This is a genomic window from Streptomyces sp. A5-4 (assembly GCF_051131715.1).
GTDB lineage: Bacteria > Actinomycetota > Actinomycetes > Streptomycetales > Streptomycetaceae > Streptomyces.
This window is the reverse complement of sequence record NZ_CP178591.1, coordinates 3,461,211-3,483,857: the sequence shown is the minus strand read 5'-3', so window position 1 is coordinate 3,483,857 and position 22,647 is coordinate 3,461,211. Positions and strand designations below refer to the sequence as shown.

At 70.6% G+C, this 22,647-nt stretch carries 20 protein-coding genes and 1 pseudogene; 14 read left to right on the top strand and 7 right to left on the bottom strand.

Going from position 1 to position 22,647, the window contains the following annotated elements:
- Window positions 1-333 precede the first annotated feature (333 nt).
- The 3 genes from ACLLJJ_RS15945 to ACLLJJ_RS15935 all read left to right on the top strand — a co-directional run bounded on the left by ACLLJJ_RS15945 (window position 334) and on the right by ACLLJJ_RS15935 (window position 1,849).
- Complete coding sequence (locus tag ACLLJJ_RS15945) at window positions 334-735, top strand: helix-turn-helix domain-containing protein (protein ID WP_434591502.1); 402 nt, start codon at window positions 334-336, stop codon at window positions 733-735.
- 23 nt (window positions 736-758) lie between these two features.
- The gene (locus ACLLJJ_RS15940) at window positions 759-1,340 is read left to right on the top strand and encodes a hypothetical protein (protein WP_434591499.1); all 582 of its coding nucleotides are present in this window, start codon (window positions 759-761) and stop codon (window positions 1,338-1,340) included.
- Window positions 1,341-1,501: 161 nt separating this feature from the next.
- Window positions 1,502-1,849 carry a DUF2516 family protein gene (locus ACLLJJ_RS15935; protein ID WP_283522124.1) on the top strand — a complete coding sequence of 116 codons (348 nt, stop codon included), beginning with the start codon at window positions 1,502-1,504 and terminating at the stop codon, window positions 1,847-1,849.
- Between the two features lie 122 nt (window positions 1,850-1,971).
- Here the strand turns inward: ACLLJJ_RS15935 and ACLLJJ_RS15930 are convergent, their stop codons facing one another.
- From ACLLJJ_RS15930 to ACLLJJ_RS15920, 3 genes are all read right to left on the bottom strand, one after another.
- Window positions 1,972-3,291, bottom strand: a complete 1,320-nt coding sequence (locus tag ACLLJJ_RS15930) for a PP2C family protein-serine/threonine phosphatase (RefSeq protein ID WP_434591497.1) — start codon at window positions 3,289-3,291, stop codon at window positions 1,972-1,974.
- A gap of 695 nt (window positions 3,292-3,986) precedes the next feature.
- The gene (locus tag ACLLJJ_RS15925) at window positions 3,987-5,036 is read right to left on the bottom strand and encodes an NlpC/P60 family protein (protein ID WP_434591495.1); all 1,050 of its coding nucleotides are present in this window, start codon (window positions 5,034-5,036) and stop codon (window positions 3,987-3,989) included.
- A gap of 219 nt (window positions 5,037-5,255) precedes the next feature.
- Window positions 5,256-6,062, bottom strand: coding sequence for a class I SAM-dependent methyltransferase (locus tag ACLLJJ_RS15920; RefSeq protein ID WP_434591492.1), 807 nt, complete (start codon window positions 6,060-6,062; stop codon window positions 5,256-5,258).
- Window positions 6,063-6,234: 172 nt separating this feature from the next.
- Between ACLLJJ_RS15920 and mshA the strand changes: the two genes are divergently transcribed.
- From mshA to ACLLJJ_RS15905, 3 genes and pseudogenes are all read left to right on the top strand, one after another.
- Window positions 6,235-7,578 carry a D-inositol-3-phosphate glycosyltransferase gene (mshA, locus tag ACLLJJ_RS15915; RefSeq protein ID WP_434591489.1) on the top strand — a complete coding sequence of 448 codons (1,344 nt, stop codon included), beginning with the start codon at window positions 6,235-6,237 and terminating at the stop codon, window positions 7,576-7,578.
- 44 nt (window positions 7,579-7,622) lie between these two features.
- Window positions 7,623-8,123 (top strand): YbjN domain-containing protein, encoded by a 501-nt coding sequence (locus tag ACLLJJ_RS15910; RefSeq protein ID WP_434591487.1) that lies wholly within the window; start codon window positions 7,623-7,625, stop codon window positions 8,121-8,123.
- 368 nt (window positions 8,124-8,491) lie between these two features.
- A pseudogene (locus ACLLJJ_RS15905) lies at window positions 8,492-10,217 on the top strand (glycosyl hydrolase family 28-related protein).
- Here ACLLJJ_RS15905 and ACLLJJ_RS15900 read toward each other — a convergent pair.
- Complete coding sequence (locus tag ACLLJJ_RS15900; protein ID WP_434591485.1) at window positions 10,207-11,487, bottom strand: MDR family MFS transporter; 1,281 nt, start codon at window positions 11,485-11,487, stop codon at window positions 10,207-10,209. The pseudogene ACLLJJ_RS15905 and the gene ACLLJJ_RS15900 overlap by 11 nt on opposite strands.
- 121 nt (window positions 11,488-11,608) lie before the next feature.
- Between ACLLJJ_RS15900 and ACLLJJ_RS15895 the strand changes: the two genes are divergently transcribed.
- Window positions 11,609-12,370, top strand: a complete 762-nt coding sequence (locus ACLLJJ_RS15895; RefSeq protein ID WP_434591483.1) for a phosphoglyceromutase — start codon at window positions 11,609-11,611, stop codon at window positions 12,368-12,370.
- A 765-nt stretch (window positions 12,371-13,135) separates the two neighbouring features.
- Here the strand turns inward: ACLLJJ_RS15895 and ACLLJJ_RS15890 are convergent.
- Window positions 13,136-13,291, bottom strand: coding sequence for a hypothetical protein (locus tag ACLLJJ_RS15890; RefSeq protein ID WP_434591480.1), 156 nt, complete (start codon window positions 13,289-13,291; stop codon window positions 13,136-13,138).
- Between the two features lie 121 nt (window positions 13,292-13,412).
- The gene (gene phoU, locus ACLLJJ_RS15885; RefSeq protein ID WP_434591477.1) at window positions 13,413-14,114 is read right to left on the bottom strand and encodes a phosphate signaling complex protein PhoU; all 702 of its coding nucleotides are present in this window, start codon (window positions 14,112-14,114) and stop codon (window positions 13,413-13,415) included.
- 260 nt (window positions 14,115-14,374) lie between these two features.
- On the opposite strand from phoU, the gene ACLLJJ_RS15880 reads away from it, so the two are divergent.
- On the top strand, window positions 14,375-15,628 hold the full coding sequence (locus ACLLJJ_RS15880; RefSeq protein WP_434591475.1) for a sensor histidine kinase: 1,254 nt from the start codon (window positions 14,375-14,377) through the stop codon (window positions 15,626-15,628).
- Window positions 15,625-16,305, top strand: a complete 681-nt coding sequence (locus ACLLJJ_RS15875; RefSeq protein WP_283522109.1) for a response regulator transcription factor — start codon at window positions 15,625-15,627, stop codon at window positions 16,303-16,305. Before ACLLJJ_RS15880 ends, ACLLJJ_RS15875 begins: the two co-directional genes overlap by 4 nt.
- 116 nt (window positions 16,306-16,421) lie before the next feature.
- On the opposite strand, the gene ACLLJJ_RS15870 is transcribed toward ACLLJJ_RS15875, so the two are convergent.
- Window positions 16,422-17,114, bottom strand: coding sequence for a DUF461 domain-containing protein (locus ACLLJJ_RS15870; RefSeq protein WP_434591472.1), 693 nt, complete (start codon window positions 17,112-17,114; stop codon window positions 16,422-16,424).
- A 675-nt stretch (window positions 17,115-17,789) separates the two neighbouring features.
- Between ACLLJJ_RS15870 and ACLLJJ_RS15865 the strand changes: the two genes are divergently transcribed.
- The 5 genes from ACLLJJ_RS15865 (at window position 17,790) to rlmB (ending at window position 22,519) form a co-directional block, all read left to right on the top strand.
- On the top strand, window positions 17,790-18,272 hold the full coding sequence (locus ACLLJJ_RS15865) for a CarD family transcriptional regulator (protein ID WP_283522107.1): 483 nt from the start codon (window positions 17,790-17,792) through the stop codon (window positions 18,270-18,272).
- A 308-nt stretch (window positions 18,273-18,580) separates the two neighbouring features.
- Window positions 18,581-19,378 carry a 2-C-methyl-D-erythritol 4-phosphate cytidylyltransferase gene (gene ispD, locus ACLLJJ_RS15860; protein WP_434591469.1) on the top strand — a complete coding sequence of 266 codons (798 nt, stop codon included), beginning with the start codon at window positions 18,581-18,583 and terminating at the stop codon, window positions 19,376-19,378.
- Entirely contained in the window at window positions 19,368-19,883 is a 516-nt protein-coding gene (gene ispF, locus ACLLJJ_RS15855) for a 2-C-methyl-D-erythritol 2,4-cyclodiphosphate synthase (protein WP_434591466.1), read from the top strand. The genes ispD and ispF overlap by 11 nt, the downstream gene beginning before the upstream one ends.
- Before the next feature lie 163 nt (window positions 19,884-20,046).
- Complete coding sequence (gene cysS / locus ACLLJJ_RS15850; RefSeq protein ID WP_434591464.1) at window positions 20,047-21,450, top strand: cysteine--tRNA ligase; 1,404 nt, start codon at window positions 20,047-20,049, stop codon at window positions 21,448-21,450.
- A gap of 109 nt (window positions 21,451-21,559) precedes the next feature.
- On the top strand, window positions 21,560-22,519 hold the full coding sequence (rlmB, locus tag ACLLJJ_RS15845; RefSeq protein ID WP_434591461.1) for a 23S rRNA (guanosine(2251)-2'-O)-methyltransferase RlmB: 960 nt from the start codon (window positions 21,560-21,562) through the stop codon (window positions 22,517-22,519).
- Window positions 22,520-22,647: the final 128 nt, after the last annotated feature.

Below are 22,647 nucleotides of genomic sequence, written 5' to 3'. Positions count from 1 at the left end.
ACACTCGGCGACTGCCTCTCATCGACGAGGCGGACCGCAGTCCCCTCAAAAGCCGCCACCATGTGCAGACGGCCGTCAAACAAGGGCTGCGAGGAGACCGCCGTCACCCGCGGGTTGAAGTCGAGCAGCATCAGATGGTCGCGCTCCAGCCACGACTCGTAGCCGACGTGCCCGCAGCAGGTCGCCGACCAGTACCAACCGGAACAGCGGGACTGCCCACACATCGCTGGGACCGGACAATCGGGACCGGGCCCAGCCGGCGATCAGGTGGCATGGAACACTTTTGCAAGCATGTGCTTGCAAAAGTTAGCACTCGTGGCGCACCATCGAGTCATGGCATCACTCAACGTCGGAAATCTCGGCGAGTACCTGCGCGAGCAGCGGCGTACCGCGCAGCTGTCGTTGCGGCAGCTTGCCGAAGCCGCCGGGGTGTCCAATCCGTACCTCAGTCAGATCGAACGCGGCCTGCGCAAGCCGAGCGCGGACATCTTGCAGCAGCTTGCGAAGGCGCTGCGGATCTCCGCCGAGACGTTGTACGTGCAGGCAGGGATCCTCGATGAGCGGGAGCGGGACGAGCTGGAGACGCGAGCCGTCATCCTGGCCGACCCCTCGATCAACGAGCGGCAGAAGCAGGTGCTGCTGCAGATCTACGAGTCTTTCCGCAAGGAAAACGGACTGGACGGCCCGGACACGACCGGTGCCGACGGCAGTGAAGCCGACTCACCCTCACACTGAACTGATCCGGGAGGACCACAGTCATGGCCATCACCGATGACCTGCGTAAGACCTTCACCGATCCGACCCCCTTCTACTTCGTGGCCGGCACCGCCGACAACGCCGTACAGCAGGCGAAGAAGGTTCCCGCGCTGATCGATCAGCTGCGCACCGAGGTCCCGTCCCGTATCGAGTCCGTACGCAACACCGACCCCAAGGTCGTGCAGGACAAGGTGGTCAGCCAGGCCAAGGAGGCCCAGGCGAAGGTCACCGAGGTGCTCGGCGGCTTCGACACCGACCTGAAGAAGCTGGGCGAGTCGGCCCAGGACATCGCGCTGCGGGGCGTCGGCTACGCCGCCGAGGCCGCGGTCAAGGTGCGCGAGACGTACGAGCGGGTCGCCGAGCACGGCGAGCAGACCGTGAAGATGTGGCGCGGCGAGGCGGCCGAGGAGATCAACGAGATCGCGGTCGCCGTCGAGCCCGACCCGGAGACCCGGACCGCCGCCGACACGGAGACGGGCACGGCCACGGAGGCCAAGAGCGCCGACTCCGGTGCCGCTCCGGCGAAGAAGGCCACCCCGCGCAAGTCGACGGCCAAGAAGGCCACGCCGACAGCGGAGAAGTAGGCACGAACCGATCGGCGCGGGCGCATCGGCACAGGCACGTATGCGCGCGTGCACAAGCACGCAGTACATGGCAGGCGGGCCGGGCACCTTATGGGTGTCCGGCCCGTTGTCCAGGTACCTTGGCCGCGAGGCGCTCACCCACTCTCTAGGCGGTGCACAGCATGTTGCTTTCGGGATTCGGCACTCTGATGTCGTTGCTCAACCTCGCCATGCTCGTCCTCGCCGTGGTGGCGCTGTTCTTCGCCGCGACGGCCCGTGAGGACGCCTACCGCGCCGCCGACAAGAAGACCAAGGTCTTCTGGCTGGTGCTCCTCGGCGTCACGGTGGCCGTGAACCTCTTTGTCCCGATGCTGTTCCTGCAGATCGCCGGACTCGTCGCCACGATCGTCTTCATGGTGGACGTACGTCCCGCGATCAAGGAGGTCTCGGGCGGCGGCCGTGGCGGTGGCGGCCGTAAGGGCGGCAGCAGCAGCGACGGTCCGTATGGGCCGTACAACGGCGGTCGCTGAGCCCCCTGGACCGCCTGGACCCCCCGGGCCCATGAGGGCCCGGTCCCGACCGTGGCCGCAGGCGCAGCCGGCTCGCCGGGCTCCTGCCCGTCCCTCCGGGTTTCGGGTGCCAGGCGTCGGAGTCAGGGCCGGTTGCGGTCCAGGAGCAGTACGGCCACGTCGTCGGTCAGCTCCCCGCCGTTCAGGTCCCGCACCTCGGTGACCGCGGCCTCCAGCAGCTCCTCGCCGCTCAGGCCGGCCGCCAGCTGGCGGTTGATCATCTCGACCATGCCGTCCTGGCCCAGCCGCTGCTTCGTGCCTGGCGGGCCGACGCGACCCTCGATGAGCCCGTCCGTGTACATCATCAGGCTCCAGGAGCCGCCCAGCTCCACCTGTCGGCGTGGCCAGCGTGCGCGCGGCAGCAGGCCGAGGGCGGGGCCCCCGTTCTCGTACGGAAGCAGCTTGGCGGCCTCGCCGCTGCGGGCGATCAGCGGCGCCGGGTGCCCGGCCAGGCACAGGCCCGCCCGTCGGCCGTCCGGCGCGATGTCGACCGTGCACAGGGTCGCGAAGATTTCCTCGCTCGCGCGCTCGTGCTCCAGCACCTGCTGGAGGGTGGAGAGCAGCTCGTCGCCGCACAGGCCGGCGAAGGTCAACGCGCGCCAGGCTATGCGCAGTTCCACGCCGAGCGCGGCCTCGTCCGGGCCGTGGCCGCAGACGTCGCCGATCATCGCGTGGACCGTGCCGTCGGAGGTGCGGACGGTGTCGTAGAAGTCCCCGCCGAGCAGCGCGCGCGAGCGCCCCGGCCGGTAGCGCGAGGCGAAGCGCAGGTTCGAGCCTTCGAGCAGCGGCTTCGGCAGCAGGCCGCGCTCCAGGCGGGCGTTCTCCTGGGCACGCAGCCGTGACTCGGCGAGCTTGTGCTGCGCGGTGTCGGCGCGCTTGCGCTCCACCGCGTACCGGATGGCGCGGCTGAGCTGGCGCCCGTCCAGCTCGTCGCGGAAGAGATAGTCCTGGGCGCCGACCCGTACCGCCTCCGAGGCGCGCTCGGTGTCGGTCTCGGCGGTCAGCGCCAGCACGGCGTGACGCGGCGCGAGCCGCAGTACGCGCCGCAGCGTGGCCAGCTCGTCGTCCGAGCCCTCGGGAGCGGGCAGGTCGAGGTCGAGCAGGATGCAGTGGACGTCGTCCGTGAGCAGCCGCTCGGCCTCGGTGAGGTTGCGAGCGGTGCGGATACGGACCCGGGTACCGGCCGCGTCGAGCAGTGAGGGCACGGTGAACGTCCCCGCCGGGCCGTCCTCGATCACCAGCAGCGTCAGGTCGGTGCCGTATGCGGACGGCGCGGACGGTGCGGGCACGGAGACGGGCGCGGGCGCGCCGGACGGCGCGGTCCCGGTCGGGTGCTGCGGCGGACCGGCCTGACCGTTCTCCACGGCCGGGCTCGCTCGCTGCCGCGGTATGGGTACGGGCATCGGTTGGATTCCTTCCCTCCCCCCGAGGGCGCGGCGGCACGACGATCGACGTTCCGCCAAACGGGGACCTTAGCGTTACCCGGCGCCGCAACGGAATGGCCCGAGGGGAACCGTCATCGTCATATGCCGCTTCCCACAACGCATTCGACGGGGTGGGAGGGGCAGGCACCCATGACGAACATCACGCCGAGCGCGCCGCCCGGAGAGCATTTCACGGGCCCTGCGAAGCCCACCTGTGGAGGGCCCGCCCGGACCCGCCCAGGAGGCGAACCGGTGACGCCCCGGAATCGCCCCGAGACCGTCCCGGAGCCACCGGTCAGGACCGAACCCGGAAACCGGCCGACGGCCCGCACCCGAGGCCGACCGACGCCGCACCCGGGCTTCTGACGCGGGCCGCCCCGCCGGGGTTCCGGTCAGGGCGGTAGAGGAGGCGGAGGAGGCCGTCGGAGGCCGCCCGGGGGAGCCGGGCCGAGGCTGTCCTGCCGCGCCTGCCGCGACCGTGGTCCGTGCCCGGCGCCTGCCGCGCCCGCCCGTGCTCCGCGCCGCCGCCTGCCGCGCCTGCCGCGACCGTGGTCCGTGCCCGGCGCCTGCCGCGCCCGCCCGTGCTCCGCGCCGCCGCCTGCCGCGCCTGCTGTGCCCGTGCTCCGCACCGTCGCCGGCCGCCGCACGCCGTGCCCGTGCCGTGCCGCCGTCCGCTAGTTCCCCGGTCGTACGACCCCGAGTATCGGCATCGAGCCCGCGCCCGCGATCGTCACGTCCCGGCCCGGGCGCGGTGCGTGCACGATGGCGCCGTCGCCGATGTACATCCCGACATGGCTCGCGTCGCCGAAGTAGATGATCAGGTCGCCCGGCAGCATGTCCTTCGTGGCGACCCGCGGCAGCTGCTTCCACTGCTCCTGCGAGGTGCGCGGGATGCCACGTCCGGCCGCGAGCCACGCCTGTGACGTCAGGCCGGAGCAGTCGAAGGACCCCGGGCCCTCCGCGCCCCAGACGTACGGCTTGCCCATCTGCGCGGTCGCGTACGCGACGGCGGTCTTGCCCGCGGCCGTCGCCTTGCCGCCGATGGCCTTGAGCGCGCCGGAGTCGAGCCAGGCGGTCTGCGCCTTCTGCTCGGCCTCCTGTTCCATTGCGAGGAGCCGGGCCTGCTCCTCCTTCTCCAGCGTCGATTCGAGCTTCTCGGCGGCGGCGAGCTGCTTCTTGACTTCCTTCTTCGCCGCTTCCTTCTTCTTGCGGTTGGACTCCAGCTTCTTCCACTGGTCCGTCGCGTCCTGCGTGTAGATCTTCAAGTCGGCCTGGGTGCGGGACAGTTCACCCAGCAGCCCCTTGGTCGCCTGCTGGCCCTCGCGGAAGCGGCCCGCGCCGTCCAGGAAAAGCTGCGGGTCGCCGCTGAGCATCAGCCGCGCCTCGGCAGGCAGGCCGCCGCCGCGGTACTGGGCGCGGGCCTCGGCCCCGACCCGCTTCTTCAGCCGGTCGATTTTGTTCTGCCCTTTGACGATCTCCTGGGCCAGCTTCACGATCTCCGACGACTGCTTGTCGGCCCGCTCCTCGGCGAGATTGAAGGAGTCGGTGGCGAGCGCGGCCTTTCTGTAGAGGCCGTCGATCTCGCTGCGGACCTCCTGGAGCTTCTGCTCGCTCCTGGGCGGCTTGGGGTCGGCGTACGCCGTGCCCGGCACCGCGAGCACCGAAAGCACCGCCAAGGCGCAGGTCAGCGCGGCTGCTGTCGCGGCGCTGCGACGTCCGTTCACGAGTTCCCCCCAGATCCATATCTGATTTACCGTCAGTAACTTAGGTGTGCTGCGGTGATGCTGCCATGCCGTCCGCGAAAGTGACAGAGGCCCCACCCGCCCGTTTCGAACGCCCCTCACCCACCAGGTTCGAACGTCCCTCTCACACGTTTCAGACGATCAGCCCGAGCCCCACGTTCCCTGATTCCGCCGGGCGTTGAAGATGATCCCGAAGTGGTTTCAGGAGGTACGCGGCTGGAGAGCGGCCCAGTTCACCGTCACTTCACCCTGCCGCCACCGTCGTTGCCCGTCCGTCAGCGGCCAGTCGGCGGACAGTGCGCGCACCGCGTTGATCCAGCGCTGCCGGGCGCCCAGCGAGGCGTACGGCGCCGCCGCGGCCCACGCCCGGTCGAAGTCGCGCAGGAACGCGTGCACCGGTTCGCCCGGCACATTGCGATGGATGAGCGCCTTGGGCAGCCGCTCCGCCAGGTCCGACGGGCGGTCCAGCGACCCGAGCCGGGTCGCGAAGGTGACCGTGCGCGGACCCTCGGGCCCGAGCGCGACCCACACGTGCCGCCGCCCGATCTCATCGCACGTCCCCTCGACCAGCAGGCCGCCAGGCGCCAGCCGCCCGCACAGCCGCGCCCAGACGGCGGCGACCTCCCCCTCGTCGTACTGCCGCAACACATTCGCCGCCCGGATCAGGGCGGGGCGCCGCGCGTCCGGCAGCGGCACCTCGAAGCCGCCGTGGCGGAAGGTGAGGCCCGCCCGCTCGTACGGCTTCGCGCCCGCCACCCGGGCCGGTTCGATCTCGATGCCCACCACCTCGACGGCGGGGGCGACGGTACGCAGCCGGCCGAGCAGCTCGACGGCGGTCCACGGCGCGGCCCCGTACCCCAGGTCGACCGCCACCGGATCCGCGCCACGACGCAGCTCGTGGCCGTGGACGGCGGCGATCCAGCGGTCCATTCGACGCAGCCGGTTGGGGTTGGTGGTCCCGCGGGTCACGGCGCCCACCGGGCGCGAGGAGGACGTGCGGGAAGCCATGAGGTGAGCCTAAGCGCCCGTGAACAGTGCGGGCGATCGTCCGTAAAGGTTGAGGAACCCCGGGTAATGATTTGGCAAATCGGAAATGGGAGAGCGCGTTCCACTGTTTGCGCCTCTTGCAGGGGTTCTCGTGCCCCCGCCCTGCCATGCCCCCAGCGAAGAGGACCGTCGCGTGAGCCAGTACGTCTCCCGACTCGCCGGTACACTGGCGGCGCCACCCCGCCTGCGGTTGCCCGGCGGCCATCGCAAGCCGCGTCGTATCGCCATGCTCAGCGTCCACACCTCCCCGCTGCACCAGCCGGGGACGGGCGACGCGGGCGGCATGAACGTCTACATCGTCGAGCTCGCCAAGCGCCTCGCCGCGATCAACATAGAGGTCGAGATCTTCACCCGGTCCACCACCGGCGGCCTCCCGGCGTCCGTGGAGCTCGCTCCCGGGGTGCTCGTGCGGCACATCGACGCCGGGCCGTACGAGGGACTGGCCAAGGAGGAGCTGCCCGCGCAGCTGTGCGCCTTCACGCACGGCGTGATGCAGGCCTGGGCCGGACAGCGGCCCGGCTACTACGACCTCGTGCACTCCCACTACTGGCTCTCCGGGCACGTCGGCTGGCTCGCCGCCGAGCGCTGGGGCGTCCCGCTGGTGCACGCCATGCACACCATGGCCAAGGTCAAGAACGCCTCGCTCGCCGAGGGCGACACCCCCGAGCCCGCCGCCCGCGTCATCGGCGAGACCCAGATCGTGCGCGCCGCCGACCGCCTCATCGCCAATACGGCGGAGGAGGCGGACGAGCTGATCCGTTTCTACGAGTCCGACCCCGGCAAGGTCGCGGTCGTCCACCCCGGCGTGAATCTCGACCGCTTCCGCCCGGCGGACGGGCGGGCCGCGGCGCGCGCCCGGCTCGGCCTGCCGCAGGACGCGTTCATCCCGCTGTTCGCCGGGCGCATCCAGCCCCTGAAGGCGCCGGACATCCTGCTGCGCGCGGTCGCGGTGCTGCTCGACGCGGACCCCTCGCTCCGTAAGAAGATCGTCGTCCCGGTCGTCGGCGGCCCGAGCGGCAGCGGCCTCGCCAAGCCCGAGGGGCTGCAGAAGCTCGCCGCACGCCTCGGCGTGGCCGATGTGGTCCGGTTCTGTCCGCCGGTCGGGCAGGACCGGCTCGCGGACTGGTTCCGGGCGGCGTCGGTGCTGGTCATGCCGTCGTACAGCGAGTCGTTCGGCCTCGTGGCCCTGGAGGCGGAAGCGGTCGGCACCCCCGTCGTGGCGGCGGCGGTCGGCGGCCTGCCGGTGGCCGTGCGCGACGGGGTCACCGGCGTCCTGGTCCAGGGCCACGACCCGGCCGGTTACGCCCACGCGCTGCGTCGTTTCATCGACGACCCTGGTCTGGTGGACCGCATGGGCGGGGCCGCCGCCCGGCACGCGCAGTCCTTCGGCTGGGGCACGGCGGCCTCGGCGACGGCCGATGTGTACACGGCCGCGATGCACGAGTACCGGCGCGGCGAACACACCCACCACGGCTGACCCTGCGCCGAGCTCCGCCTCCGCCACTCGCGTACGCTCGCGGCATGGCTGACGCTGACGCGCGACAGGTGGTCGAAGCGACCCTCAAGGACGCCGAACTGGAGTGGGAGAGCACTGCTCCGGGCTCCTACGTCGTCAAGCTCCCCGGCACCCGCAAGCTGTCCACGACGGTCTCGCTGATCGTCGGGCGGCACGCGCTGTCCATCAACGCGTTCGTGATCCGCCACCCCGACGAGAACGAGGCGGGGGTGCACCGCTGGCTCCTGGAGCGCAACCTCCGCCTCTACGGCGTGAGTTACGCGGTCGACCGGCTGGGCGACATCTACCTCGCAGGCAAACTCCCGCTCGCGGCGGTCACCCCGGAGGAGCTGGACCGGCTGCTCGGCACGGTCCTGGAAGCGGCGGACGGCAGCTTCAACACGCTGCTGGAGCTGGGATTCGCGAGTGCGATCCGCAAGGAGTACGCGTGGCGGGTATCGCGCGGCGAGTCCACGCGAAACCTGGACGCGTTCACGAACCTGACCCGGGACGAGCGAGCGCTCTGACCTCGCACGGCTGCTGCCGCATGTCCGCAATCACCGGACGGGCTGTCTTCTGCACGGCCGCCGCCCCCTGCCCCACTTGAGCGCTGAGCCCGCGTATCCGGGTTTTGGGCGCCGCGCCGACCCCTACTTGGGCGCTGAGCCCGCCCCTTGGCCCGCGCCCGCCTTGGCCCGCGCATCTACACCTTGGGCGCCGCACCCACTCCCACTCCCGCGCCCACTCCCGCGCCCACTCCCACTTGGGCGCCGCGCCCACCTCCACCTCGCCCGCTTCCCGCGCTTCCCCCGCACCCCTTCCCCACGCCCCCACCCCGTGGCATGCTCGCGCCCAACTCTCACCTGAACGTCGTTTGCATACATGGAGACGGCTCATGGTTAACCCGCAGCGCGACCTGACCCGCGCCCTCACCCGCACCCTCAGCAGACGCACCCTCCTCACCACGGCGACAGCCGTCGCGGCAGCGAGCGCAACCCCCGCACTCGCCGCAGGCCCGGCCGCCGCGGCCACCCCACCCATCTCCCCGCACCACTCCACCTCCGACCTCCCGCCTCTGGGCCGAGTTCTCCAAAGCCCCCTACACCCACCCCCAAATCCCATACGTAGGCCGGGCAGGCGCCCACGGAGGCGCCACCCGCGCCCCCCGCCACCCCGTCGTGGCCAACGTCCTGCGCTACGGTGCCAAGCCGGACGGCTCCGCCGACTCCGCGCCCGCGATCAACCGCGCCATCGCCGCCGCAGGCGAACGTGGCGGCGGCACGGTCCTCGTCCCGCCCGGCACGTACCGCATCGACGACGTCATCCGCATCGGCCACAGCAACGTCGTCCTGCGCGGCGCCGGCAGCGCCCGGACCAAGCTGGTCGCCACCCGCAGCCTCACCGAGCTGATCGGCTCGTACGGCAGCCGATACGGCGGCGACAAGTCCAGCTGGTCCTGGGGCGGCGGCCTCATCTGGCTCTGCCCACAGGGGCGTTACGAGTCCCTCACCGCGGCCATCAGGGCGAAGACATGGCCCTTCGAGGGCTGGACGGGCAACGCGCGCGACGAGTGGCGCACCCTCACCACCGTCGCCCCCGCGCACCGAGGCGACCGCACCCTCACCGTCCACGACCCGTTCCGCCTCAAGCGCGGCCAACTCGTCCTGCTGCGCCTCGCCGACGACGCCGCTCACACCCTCCTGGAGCACATGGCGGGCGACGGCGCGGGCCCCGAGGCGTACAAGTGGGACGACAAGACGAAGCTGACCTCGTACGTGCCGTACGAGTGGCCGGTGCGCATCAGCGCCATCAAGGGGCGCAGGGTCACCTTTGAGCGCCCCTTGCCCCTCGACGTACGCCCCGAATGGGACCCCCGCATCACCACGCACGTGGAGGCACTCACGGGCTCCGGCGTGGAGGGCCTGACCCTCGAAGCGGTCGAGACTCCGCAGTCGCAGCACCTGCTCGACAAGGGCTACAACGGCGTCACGTTCCAGTGCGCGTACGACTGCTGGGCCGAGGACATCACCGTCCGGCACGTCGACAACGGCTTCGGCCTGGTCGCCGCCTCCGCCTGCACCCTGCGCCGCACCCGCGTCGAGGGCCGCGGCTCGCACCACCCGTACTTCTGCCGCGAGGGCGCGCACGACAACCTCATCGAGGACTTCGCCATCGCCGAGCGCACCGTCCCGGCCCCGGTCGGCACCCAGCTGCACGGCATCAACGTCGAGGGCCTGTCCAGCTACAACGTCTGGTCGCGCGGCGACATGGCGATGGGCACCTTCGACACCCACCGCGGCATGCCCTTCGCCAACGTCCGCACCGAGATCACGCTCAACAACAACGGCCGCCACGGCGGCGACGCCAGCGCGGGCCCGCTCTACGGCGCCCGCTTCACCCACTGGAACGTCACGGTCACCAACGCCCGCGCCGGGCTGGTGAAAATCGACACCATCGCGCCGTACAGCGCCACGGTCGGCATCTCCACGGTCAGCGAGTTCGATCAGATCGACACCCCGGACTTCACCGGTGGTCTGGGCTCACGCCTGGAGGCGTACGGCGCCCCCGACGCCGTACGCCCCCGGAACCTGTACGAGGCCCAGCGCGCCCTCAGACGCTGACCCCGGCCCTGCCCTTCTTCTTGCGCACCGTGACGACGGCGGGGGAGGCCACCACCGCCTCCTCCGCCGGAAGCCCCCGCATCAGCAGCCAGTACCCACCCGCCGCCACCGTGCCGAGCACCGCGCAGGCGCCCCACAGCCACTCCGCGCCGTACCGGTCGATCAGGAAGCCCGCCATCAGCGGGGCGACCAGCGCCGCCGCGGACCAGGACATCGTGTACATCCCCTGGTAGCGCCCGCGCCCGTGCACCGGGGAGAGCCGCACCACTAGGCCCGTCTGGGTCGGCGCGTTGACAATCTCCGCCAGCGTCCACACGCACACGGTCATCGCGTACACCGCGATCGACCCGGCGAAGGCGGTGAGCCCGAAGCCGTACCCCGCGAGCAGCGAGGAGATGATCAGCAGCCGCCGCGGATCCCGGTGCTCGATGTAGCGCGTCACGGGGATCTGCAGCGCGACGATCAGCACGCCGTTGATGGCGATGGCCAGACCGAAGTCCGCGCTGGTGAAACCGTCCGTACCCATCGCCACCGGCAGGCCGACGGACCCCTGCTGGAAGATCAGCGCGACGACGAACGACAGCCCGACCAGGCTCATGAAGCGCCCGTCGCGCAGTACGGTCCCCATGCCGACCTGTGGCTCCGTCGACCTGCCCGCCGCGTCCCTGGCCTGGGTGGGCCGGGACTCGGGCAGCTTCAGGAAGACCACCACCGCGCACGCCAGCGTCATCACGGCCTCACCGAGGAAGCCCGCCAGATAGCTGTATTCGGCGATGAATCCCGCGGCCGTCGAGGAGATCGCGAAGCCGAGGTTGATCGCCCAGTAGTTCAGCGAGAACGCCCGCACCCGGTCCTCGGGCTTCACGATGTCCGCCATCATCGCCTGCACGGCGGGCCGCGAGGCGTTGCTCGCCATCCCCACCAGGAAGGCCACCCCCGCGATGGCCACCGGGTGGTGCATGAAGCCGAGCAGCGCGACCGAGGCCGCCGTGGCGCTCTGCGAGATCAACAGGGTGGGGCGCCGCCCGAGCCGGTCCGCCATGATGCCCGCGCCCAGCGAGGACACGACCCCGCCGAGCCCGTGCAGGGAGGCGACCAGACCGGCGTACGAGGCGGAGTAGCCGCGGTCCAGCGTCAGATACAGCGCCATGAAGGTCGCCACGAACGCCCCGAGCCGATTGACCAGCGTGCTGGTCCAGAGCCACCAGAACTCCCGGGGGAGCCCCGAGACGCTCTCGCGCGTGGCCCGTCGAATACTCGCGACCGACATGTACTTCCCCCCGTGGCGTAAGCGTCCTTGCTGCTGCTCGCAACTTACAAGTGGGCTGCTCAGGCGGGCGAGTCATTTGACGGCGAGCGTCAATCCGGGAGCGTGGATTAGGGTCGTACGCATGGCCGACGCACCGTACAAGCTGATCCTCCTCCGCCACGGCGAGAGCGACTGGAACGCGAAGAACCTGTTCACCGGATGGGTGGACGTCAACCTCACAGAGAAGGGCGAGAAGGAGGCGGTACGCGGCGGTGAGCTGCTCAAGGACGCCGGCCTGCTGCCCGACGTACTGCACACCTCCCTCCAGCGCCGCGCGATCCGCACCGCCCAGCTCGCGCTGGACTCCGCGGACCGCCACTGGATCCCCGTCCACCGCTCCTGGCGCCTGAACGAGCGGCACTACGGCGCGCTCCAGGGCAAGGACAAGGCGCAGACCCTCGCGGAGTTCGGCGAGGAGCAGTTCATGCTGTGGCGCCGCTCCTACGACACCCCGCCGCCGGTGCTCGAAGACGGCACCGAGTTCTCGCAGAGCGACGACCCGCGCTACGCGACGATCCCCAGCGAGCTGCGCCCGCGCACCGAGTGCCTCAAGGACGTCGTCGAGCGGATGCTGCCGTACTGGTACGACGGCATCGTCCCGGACCTCCTGGCCGGCCGCACGGTCCTGGTCGCCGCCCACGGCAACTCCCTGCGCGGCCTGGTCAAGCACCTCGACGGCGTCTCCGACGAGGACATCACGGGCCTGAACATTCCGACGGGCATCCCGCTCGCCTACGAGCTGGACGCGAACTTCCGCCCCCTCAAGAAGGGCGGCACGTACCTGGACCCGGAGGCCGCGAAGGCGGCCATCGAGGCTGTGAAGAACCAGGGCAAGAAGAAGTAACCAGAGCCGAAAAGGCCCCTGACCCGCCCCTAAGTCGCGGATCAGGGGCTTTAGTTCGCCCTGAGCCCGCCCCCGGCCCCTCTGGAACCCTCCGGGCCCCGGCCCCTCAGCGCCGAGGTTCGAGCGCCCGCCAAACGCAGGGTCTTGCAGGGGGAGCCCTCCGCGCGCGGTCGCGGCTGCTCGGCCTCACAGATGTCTTCGTACCTCCCCGCGCGATCTCCTGCCCGCACCCGCACCCGCACCCGCACCCGCACCCGCACCCGCACCCGCACCCGCACCCGCACCCGCACCCGCACCCGCACCCGCGTGCGCCTGGTCGTTCCCATGGCGCCGGTAGTGCGCTCTGGCCCGTCCCTGCGCGGTGGCACACGCTGTTGCTCTGTGCGGGCACGGGCTACCGAGGGGTGGGCGGTGGGTGTGTGGAGGCAAGGGAAATGCGGCTGGCCCACTGCGGCCGGAGGTCGCTGTGCCAATAAAACGATGAAGGGCACCTCGCGCTGCCACCTCCATCAAGGTGAGTGGACGAAACGCGGGCAGAGCCGGCTGAGGAAGAGGGCGGCCAAGCGCCGTAACAAGTGAGCTGCTGCTGTCTGTTGAGTGCGTGCGAGGCGCGGGGCGCTCGGCGGCCGGCCGGGTGATCGGCGCGTGCGGTCCGCAAGAGGGGGCGCGGGACAGCAAGTCGCGCCACCGAAGGCGATACGAAGGGGCCCCGTCCTGACCAGGACGGGGCCCCTTCGTATCGCCTTCACGGGTGGTCGGCCGCTGCTAGCCGCAGCCGCCGCACTGGCACGGCCCGCCGGACTGGCAGCCGCAGGAGCAGCCCGAGCCGCAGCCGCAGGCGCCGAGGACGGGGGTGGTGGGCAGGTGCGCGCGGTCGGACCGCGCGTCCTGCTGGGAGACGGGTGTGGGGGAATCGGCCATGAGGTTCCTCCTCGAAGGGGTACGTGGCGTACTCCTGCTGCCCATCTCATGCCCACCGGGGCGGGCGCATCAACCGCGCACGCGCGCAGTCACCCCGTGCGCTCGCTCCGGATCGCGCGCCCTACACGCCCTCGACCGGCGCCGCCGTCGGTGCCGCCGCCGCGTTCGCCGCCTGGAGTTCGTCCGCGTGCTCGCCCGTCACCAGGTACACGACCCGCTTGGCGACCGACACCGCGTGGTCCGCGAAGCGCTCGTAGTAGCGGCCGAGGAGCGTCACGTCGACCGCCGTCTCGATGCCGTGCTTCCAGCGGTCGTCCATCAGGTGCTGGAACAGCGTGCGGTGCAGCAGGTCCATCTCGTCGTCGTCCTGCTCCAGCTGGAGCGCCAGGTCGACGTCCTTGGTGATGATGACCTCCGCCGCCTTCGCCATCAGGCGCTGCGCGAGCTGGCCCATCTCCAGGATGGTCGCGTGCAGGTCGTGCGGCACGGCGGCGGCCGGGAAGCGCAGCCGGGCGAGCTTGGCCACGTGCTGGGCCAGGTCTCCCGAGCGCTCCAGGTCGGCGCTCATCCGCAGCGAGGTGACGACGATCCGCAGGTCCGTGGCGACGGGCTGCTGGCGGGCCAGCAGGGCTATGGCTCGTGCCTCCAGGTCGTGCTGGAGATCGTCGACCTTCTGGTCGGCGGCGATCACGCTCTCGGCGAGCTTGAGGTCCGCGTCGAGCATGGACGTGGTCGCCCGACCGATCGCCGAGCCGACCAGCCGGGCCATCTCGACCAGGTCTTCGCCGATCGAGTCAAGTTCCTCGTGGTACGCGTCGCGCATGAAAGTCCCTCTCTAGTGCTCCGGGAGGCCTCTGCACCCCACGCTCCCACGTTCCGTCCGTCACGCATCCGTTTCCGGCACCCCGAGTGAACCGGCACCGTCTCCCGGGTGAACTCTGGGATTCGGAGATCTACCCACGGCCGGATCCGGACGGTCGAAGTGAACCAGCGCGGTCCCCTCGGTGAACTCTGAGCGACGACTGTTCGAGTAGCCACCCATTTGGCTGGGGAAGTCTCCTTACACCCGCTTAACCTGGGTGCATGGACGTGGACGCGGCAGTCGCCGCAGCAGCATCGATCGCCGGACTGTGCACCGGTGTGATCGCCATGCTGGCGTTCCGCTGGAGCGAGCGCGACCAGGCCAGGCCCACCCGGTCCTCCATGCGGCCCGATGTGAACGCCGTACTGCCGCCGGGCGTGGACACCGTGCTCTCCGTGCTCCGCTCCTCCGCCGTCGTGCTCGACGAGAGCGACAACGTGGTCAAGGCCAGCTCGGCGGCGTACGCCCTCGGGCTCGTCCGGGGCGGAAAGCTGTCCGTCGATCCCATGCTGCACATGGCCAGGGACACCCGGCGCGACGGCGAGATACGCCAGGTCGAGCTGGACCTGCCCCGCCGGGGCACCGGCCGGGGCGAGGCACTCGCGGTCTCCGCCCGCGTCGCCCCGCTCGGCTCCCGCCTAGTCCTCCTGCTGGTCGAGGACCTCACCGAGGCCCGCCGCATCGAAGCGGTACGTCGCGACTTCGTCGCGAACGTCAGCCACGAGCTCAAGACCCCGACCGGCGCCCTCTCCCTGCTCTCCGAGGCCGTCATGGACGCCTCGGACGACCCCGAGGCGGTGACCCGTTTCGCCGGCCGGATGCAGATCGAGGCGACCCGCCTCACCAATCTGGTCCAAGAGCTCATTGATCTTTCCCGGGTCCAGAACGACGACCCGCTGGAGGACGCCGAGCCGGTCCGGGTCGACGAACTGGTCGCCGAGGCCATCGACCGCAGCCGTCACGCCGCGTCCACCAAGCAGATCACCATGGCCGCCGGCGGCGCCGCCGGCCTGCGCATCTGGGGAAACCGCGGCCAGCTCGCCGCCGCCCTCGGCAACCTCGTCGAGAACGCGGTCAACTACAGCGCCGCCCGGACCCGCGTCGGCATAGCGGGCCGCAGGGTGTCCGCACCCGGCGGCGACCTGATCGAGATCGCCGTCACCGACCAGGGGATCGGCATTTCGGAGAGGGACCGCGAGCGCGTCTTCGAGCGCTTCTACCGGGTCGACCCGGCCCGCTCCCGTGCCACCGGCGGTACGGGCCTGGGCCTGGCCATCGTCAAGCACGTGGCCGCGTCGCACGGCGGGGAAGTCACCGTGTGGAGCTCGGAGGGCCAGGGCTCCACCTTCACCCTGCGGCTGCCCGAGGCAGCCGCACAGCGGGTCCGGAAACCGGCGACGGGCCCCTACGAGACCACTCAGACCGTTGAGACCACTGCTCGCGAACCCATTCCTGCCCCGGAGGTCCTTCCGTGACCCGAGTGCTCGTCGTCGAGGATGAGGAATCCTTCAGCGACGTCCTGTCGTACATGCTCCGCAAGGAAGGCTTCGAGGTCGCCATCGCGGCCACCGGCCCCGACGGACTCGACGAGTTCGAGCGCAACGGCGCCGACCTCGTCCTTCTCGACCTGATGCTCCCCGGCCTGCCCGGCACCGAGGTCTGCCGCCAGCTGCGCAGCCGTTCCAATGTCCCGGTCATCATGGTGACGGCCAAGGACAGCGAGATCGACAAGGTCGTCGGTCTGGAAATAGGGGCCGACGACTACGTCACCAAGCCCTTCTCCTCCCGGGAGCTGGTCGCCCGTATCCGCGCGGTCCTGCGCCGCCGCGGCGAGCCGGAGGAGGCCTCCCCGGCGGCCCTGGAGGCCGGTCCCGTCCGGATGGACGTCGACCGTCACGTGGTCACCGTCTCGGGCGGCAAGGTCGACCTGCCGCTGAAGGAGTTCGACCTGCTGGAGATGCTGCTGAGGAACGCGGGCCGCGTGCTGACCCGTATGCAGCTGATCGACCGGGTCTGGGGCGCGGACTACGTGGGCGACACCAAGACGCTCGACGTACATGTGAAGCGCCTGCGCGCCAAGATCGAGCCGGACCCGGGCGCGCCCAGGTACCTGGTGACGGTGCGCGGCCTGGGCTACAAGTTCGAGCCGTAAAGAGCGCTGATACGCGACGCGCCGCGAAGAGCGGCCGTACGCGACGCACAGGGGCGCCCCGCCGGAATCTCCCGGCGGGGCGCCCCTGTGCGTACCGCTGTCGGTGGTGACCCGCGTCAGTGACCCGCGTCCGCTTCGTGCGACGCGGAGACCCCGTCCGACGGGTTGGTGGTCGCCGAGGCGCCTGCCGCGCCGGACGCGCCCTCCGAGGGCGATCCGGACGGCGAGCCCGAGGGGCTGCCCGACGGGCTTGTCGTCGCCGAGCCGGACGGCTTCGTGGCGGGTGCCTTGGGGGGCGCGGACGGGCCGACGCCCTTGAAGTCGTGCTTCGCCGGCACCACGAACGCCCGCATCTTCACCGAGCCGGTGTCGCTGAGCTCGAAGACGATGGGCTGCGCGGCGCCGTTCTTCGCGGCCTCGTTGCCCTTGTCGATGACGGCGGAGGCGTTGCCCTTGCCGCCGAACACGACCGAGCCGCCGGCCGGTACGGACACCGGGCCCGCGCCCTTGGCCGGCTTGAGCTTCACCGTGGCGCTGGTGCCCGGCAGGCTGATCGACTCCAGGGTCTCGGCCTCGGCGCCGTTGTTGAAGATCGTCACGACGACGACTGCGGGGCCCGCGGCCCCGGGCTCCGGCTGCGTGACGATCGTGGCGTTCTGGATCTTGATGTCGTCGACGGCGGTCGCCGCGTTGTCCGGCTTGACCCCCAGCGTCTGCGCGTCGTTGCCCGCACCGCAGGCGGCGAGCGAGGCGATCGAGAACACGACGGCGGTCGCGGTGATGACACCGCGTCGAAGGCTGCGGCTCACGGCGGCGGCATCTCCTCTTAGGCATTCGGACGTACTGAGGACGGGGGACCGATCAGGGGGCGCGGTGCGAAGCCGCCCCGAGGGTGTGTCAGCGCGCTTAGGTTACCGAGCCGTCGACCCGCGCCTGCACCCGACCCGCCCCCTCCCCGCCGCCCGCACCGCGCAGGTCGGCCCGGCTCGCCGCTTTGTACGCCGTTCACATATCCGGGGGGTGGCAAGAGCGCGACCCGAGTGCGGATTATCCGTAAGGAATGTATGGCGGTACGGAACCCGGACTCCAAGCCAACCGGAAGAGCGTGTGAAGGCCGCATGAAGGCGGACGGGAAGCCGTCGCGGAGCCGGTCCGGGGAATTGATCACCCCATCGGTGATCGATTATGGATTCGGGTCGTACGGGTGACCGATCTCCGAACGGAGTAGTCGAAGTTCACCGTTCCGAACCAGGCAAAACGGGACGTTAGTCCTTCGTGGAGGGGTCTGCGGTGCGTGTACGGTACGCGTTTCTCTCCCCCCGTACAGCCGCTCCGACCTGCGAATACCCGCTTCCGGAAGCCTTCCGCAGCACGTTCCTGTTGCTGTTGTCAAGCCCTGAGATATGCCCTGACCTGCGAAAACGTCATTCAGAAGAAGCCTCATCCGTGTTACTCTGGATAGCCACGGAAGGGGTACCTGTCACATGACGTTCAAGGTTGGCGACACCGTGGTCTATCCCCATCACGGGGCCGCGCTGATCGAGGCTATCGAAACTCGCCAGATCAAAGGCGTGGACAAGACCTACTTGGTGCTCAAGGTCGCTCAGGGCGACTTGACCGTTCGTGTGCCTGCGGACAATGCGGAGTTCGTGGGCGTACGCGATGTGGTCGGCCAGGAAGGGCTCGAGCGGGTCTTCGAGGTGCTTCGCGCACCGTTTGCCGAAGAGCCGACGAACTGGTCCCGGCGTTACAAGGCAAATCTCGAAAAGCTTGCCTCCGGTGATGTCATCAAGGTCGCCGAAGTCGTGCGCGACCTGTGGCGCCGTGAGCGTGAGCGTGGGCTTTCCGCAGGTGAGAAGCGCATGCTCGCCAAGGCGCGACAGATCCTGGTGAGTGAGCTCGCACTCGCGGAGAATACCAATGAAGACAAGGCCGAGGCTCTGCTCGACGAGGTCCTCGCGTCCTGACCCGAGCTCAGGAGGTTGCTCCTTCTGAGCTCAGCAATGCCGCGGTGCCCGCTGACAAGGCCGACCAGCCCTTGTTGCCGGGCGCTGCGGCATGTTCATTACTATCCGTACCCCACATCCCCTGGATTTTTCTGGTGTGCCGGGCCCGGGCAGCTGCCTCGACCGGTCGTCACGGAAGGGGCCGGTCAAGGCGTCGCGCCCGGCACGCTTGTGGCCATACCCACGTCGGCCGCGAACACAAACCTGGCTGACCCAAACCTGTCCAAGCCAGTCCGGGGGACGAGACGCCACCGGCCCCGGAGCTATCGATGACAGACGAATCGCTGGACGAATCGCGCCCCACCACGGGCCGTGACACCGGTCGCCGCACCGCTGCCGTGATCCCCGCCGCAGGCCGCGGCGTACGGCTCGGCCCCGGCGCCCCCAAGGCGCTGCGCGCGCTGAGCGGCACTCCCATGCTGATCCACGCGGTGAGGGCGATGGCCGATTCCAGGGCCGTCTCCCTCGTCGTCGTGGTCGCCCCGGCGGACGACGCCACCGCCGTCAAGAACCTCCTCGACGAGCACGCGCTCCCCGAACGCACCGACTTCGTCGTGGTGTCGGGTGGCGAGACCCGCCAGGAGTCCGTACGGCTGGGGCTCGACGCGCTGCCCGCCGACATCACCACCGTCCTGGTGCACGACGCGGCCCGCCCCCTGGTGCCCGTCGACACCGTCGACGCGGTCATTGAAGCGGTACGGGACGGGGCGCCCGCCGTGGTGCCCGCGCTGCCGCTGGCCGACACGGTCAAGCAGGTCGAGCCCCGCGAGACGGGTGAGCCGGAGCCCGTCGTGGCCACCCCCGACCGCTCCCTGCTGCGCGCCGTGCAGACCCCGCAGGGCTTCGACCGGGCCACGCTCGTCCGCGCCCACGAGACGTTCGCGGCCGGCCGCGAGGGCGCGGCGCCCGGCGACGGTGCCACGGACTGCGCCGGGATGGTCGAACAGCTCGGCGTCCGGGTCGTGGTCGTTCCCGGCCACGAAGAGGCGTTCAAGGTGACCCGGCCGCTGGACCTGGTCCTGGCCGAGGCGGTACTCGCCCGCAGGAGGGCCAACGATGTCTTCTGATTCTGCCTCCGCCCGTCCTGTTGTCCCCGCGCTGCCGCAGGTGGGGATCGGCACCGACATCCACGCCTTCGAAGAGGGCCGTGAGCTGTGGTGCGCGGGCCTGCTGTGGGAGGGCGAGGGGCCCGGCCTGGCCGGGCACTCGGACGCCGACGTCGTCGCGCACGCAGCCTGCAACGCGCTGTTCTCCGCCGCCGGACTCGGCGACCTGGGTCAGCACTTCGGCACCGGCCGCCCCGAGTGGTCCGGCGCGTCCGGCATCACCCTGCTCACCGAGGCCGCACGGATCGTGCGCGCCGGGGGCTTCGGCATCGGCAATGTCGCCGTGCAGGTCGTCGGCACCCGGCCGAAGGTCGGCAAGCGGCGCGAGGAGGCGCAGAAGGTCCTCTCGGCCGCGGTCGGCGCGCCCGTTTCGCTGTCCGCCGCCACCACCGACGGGCTCGGGTTCACCGGCAGGGGCGAGGGGCTCGCGGCGATCGCCACGGCTCTGGTGGTCCGTACGGACTGAGTGGAGTTCAACCCGTCGTCGGTCAACGACAGCGAGCGGGTGGTCGTCCGGGTGAGCGCGCGCAAGATCGTCGGCAGCATCTGAGCGGCCTCGGCCGAAATCCCGTTCCCCGCGGCTCGCAAAGAGTCGCGGGGCACTGTGGTGGGCGCACTACCCTGGTGTGGTGACTCTTCGCCTGTACGACACCAGCGCCCGGCAGACTCGCGACTTCGCCCCGCTCACACCGGGCTGTGTCTCGATCTACCTCTGTGGCGCCACGGTGCAGGCCGCCCCGCACATCGGGCACATCAGGTCCGGGCTGAACTTCGACATCATGCGCCGCTGGTTCGAGTACCGCGGGTACGACGTGACCTTCATCCGCAATGTCACGGACATCGACGACAAGATCATCGTGAAGTCGGCGGAGCTGGACCGCCCCTGGTGGGCCATCGGGTACGAGAACGAGCGCGCGTTCAACGACGGCTACGACGCGCTGGGCTGCCTCCCGCCCACCTACGAGCCGCGCGCCACCGGGCACATCCCCGAGATGATCGAGATGATGCGCGGCCTCATCGAGCGCGGGCACGCCTACGCGGCCGACGGGAACGTCTACTTCGACGTGCGGTCCTACGACGGTTATCTGGAGCTCTCCAACCAGGACCTGGACGACCTGCGCCAGCCGTCCGGCGAGGGCGAGACCGGCAAGCGCGACCAGCGCGACTTCGCGATGTGGAAGAGCGCCAAGCCGGGCGAGCCGAGCTGGGAGACGCCGTGGGGGCGCGGCCGTCCCGGCTGGCACCTGGAGTGCTCGGCCATGGCCCACAAGTACCTGGGCGAGGCCTTCGACATCCACGGCGGCGGGATCGACCTGATCTTCCCTCACCACGAGAACGAGATCGCCCAGGCCAAGGCCTTCGGTGACGACTTCGCGAAGTACTGGGTGCACAACCACTGGGTCACCATGGCCGGCGAGAAGATGTCGAAGTCCCTGGGCAACTCGGTCCTCGTGTCCGAGATGGTCAAGAACTGGCGCCCCATCGTCCTGCGCTACTACCTCGGTACGCCGCACTACCGCTCGACCATCGAGTACAGCGAGGAGGCCCTGCGCGAGGCGGAGTCCGCCTTCGCGCGTATCGAGGGCTTCGTCCAGCGCGTGGTGGAGAAGGCCGGGGGAGTCGTGGAGCCCGCCGAGCAGGTCCCGCCGGCCTTCGCCGACGCGATGGACGACGACCTGGGCGTCCCGCAGGCGCTCGCGATGATCCACACGACGGTGCGGCAGGGCAATTCCGCACTGGCCGCCGACGACAAGGAAGCGGCGATCGCCCGGCTGGCGGAGGTGCGGGCCATGCTCGGCGTCCTCGGCCTGGACCCGCTCGACGACCGTTGGGCGGGCGCGTCGGGCGAGCAGAGCGAGGATCTGCACGGGGTGGTGGACACGCTCGTACGGCTCGTCCTGGACCAGCGCCAGTCCGCCCGCGACCGCAAGGACTGGGCGGCGGCCGACGCGATCCGCGATCAGCTGCAGCAGTCCGGTCTGGTCATCGAGGACGGCCCGACGGGACCGCGCTGGACGCTGGGACCGCGCTGAGACCCCGCTCACGGAGTACAGCATGTGCCGCCCGGCCTGCCGGGCGGCACACTTTCACTTACGCATACATACGCACGCACGCATCGAAGCTTCAGGAAACAGGTAGGTCATGGCCGGGAACAGCCAGCGCAAGAACCGCCGCACGTCCAACAAGAAGGGCCCGCAGATCGGCAGCGGTGGCCAGCGGCGCAGGGGCCTCGAAGGCAAGGGTCCGACCCCGCCCGCCGCGGACCGCAAGGGCCACAAGAAGAACCGTGTCGCCAAGGCGGTGGCCAAGACGAACACCAAGGCCACCCGGCGTCCCACCACGAGGCGCGGCGCCAAGGGCACGTCCGAGATGGTCGTCGGCCGCAACCCGGTCTTCGAGGCGCTGCGCGACGGTGTCCCGGCGACCACGCTGTACGTACAGCAGTACATCGACAACGACGAGCGCGTCCGTGAGGCGCTCCAGCTCGCGGGCGAGCGCGGCGGCATCCACCTGATGGAGGCCCCGCGGCCCGAGCTGGACCGGATGACGAACGGCCTGAACCACCAGGGCCTCGTCCTCCAGGTCCCGCCGTACGAGTACGCGCACGCCGAGGACCTCGCGGTCAAGGCCCAGGACGCCGGCCAGGACCCGCTGATCGTCGCTCTCGACGGCATCACCGACCCGCGGAACCTGGGCGCGATCGTCCGCTCCGTCACCGCCTTCGGAGGTCACGGCGTGGTCGTCCCCGAGCGGCGCGCCGCCGGTATGACGGCGGGCGCCTGGAAGTCCTCGGCCGGTACGGCGGCCCGTACGCCGGTGGCCCAGGTGACCAACCTGACGCGCGCCTTGGAGGCGTACAAGAAGGCAGGCATCGCGATCGTCGGCCTCGCGGCGGACGGCGAGAGTGAGGTCCAGGAGCTCGATGCGCTGAGCGGCCCGGTCGTCATCGTCATCGGCAGCGAGGGCAAGGGCCTGTCCCGACTCGTCGGCGAGACGTGCGACTTCCTGGTGCGGATCCCGATGTCGGGCGCGGCGGAGTCCCTGAACGCGGGCGTCGCGGCGGGCGTTGTGCTCTACGAGGCGGCGAAGCGCAGGGCGTAGGGCAGACGCGGCGGGCCCCACCTGGCGTGGGGCCGTGCGCGGCGTATTCGTACGCGGCGTTCGGTCGTACGCGATGTGAGACGCGCCACGCAGGAGTGATGGGCGTGCGGCGGTCGGCGCAACGCGGG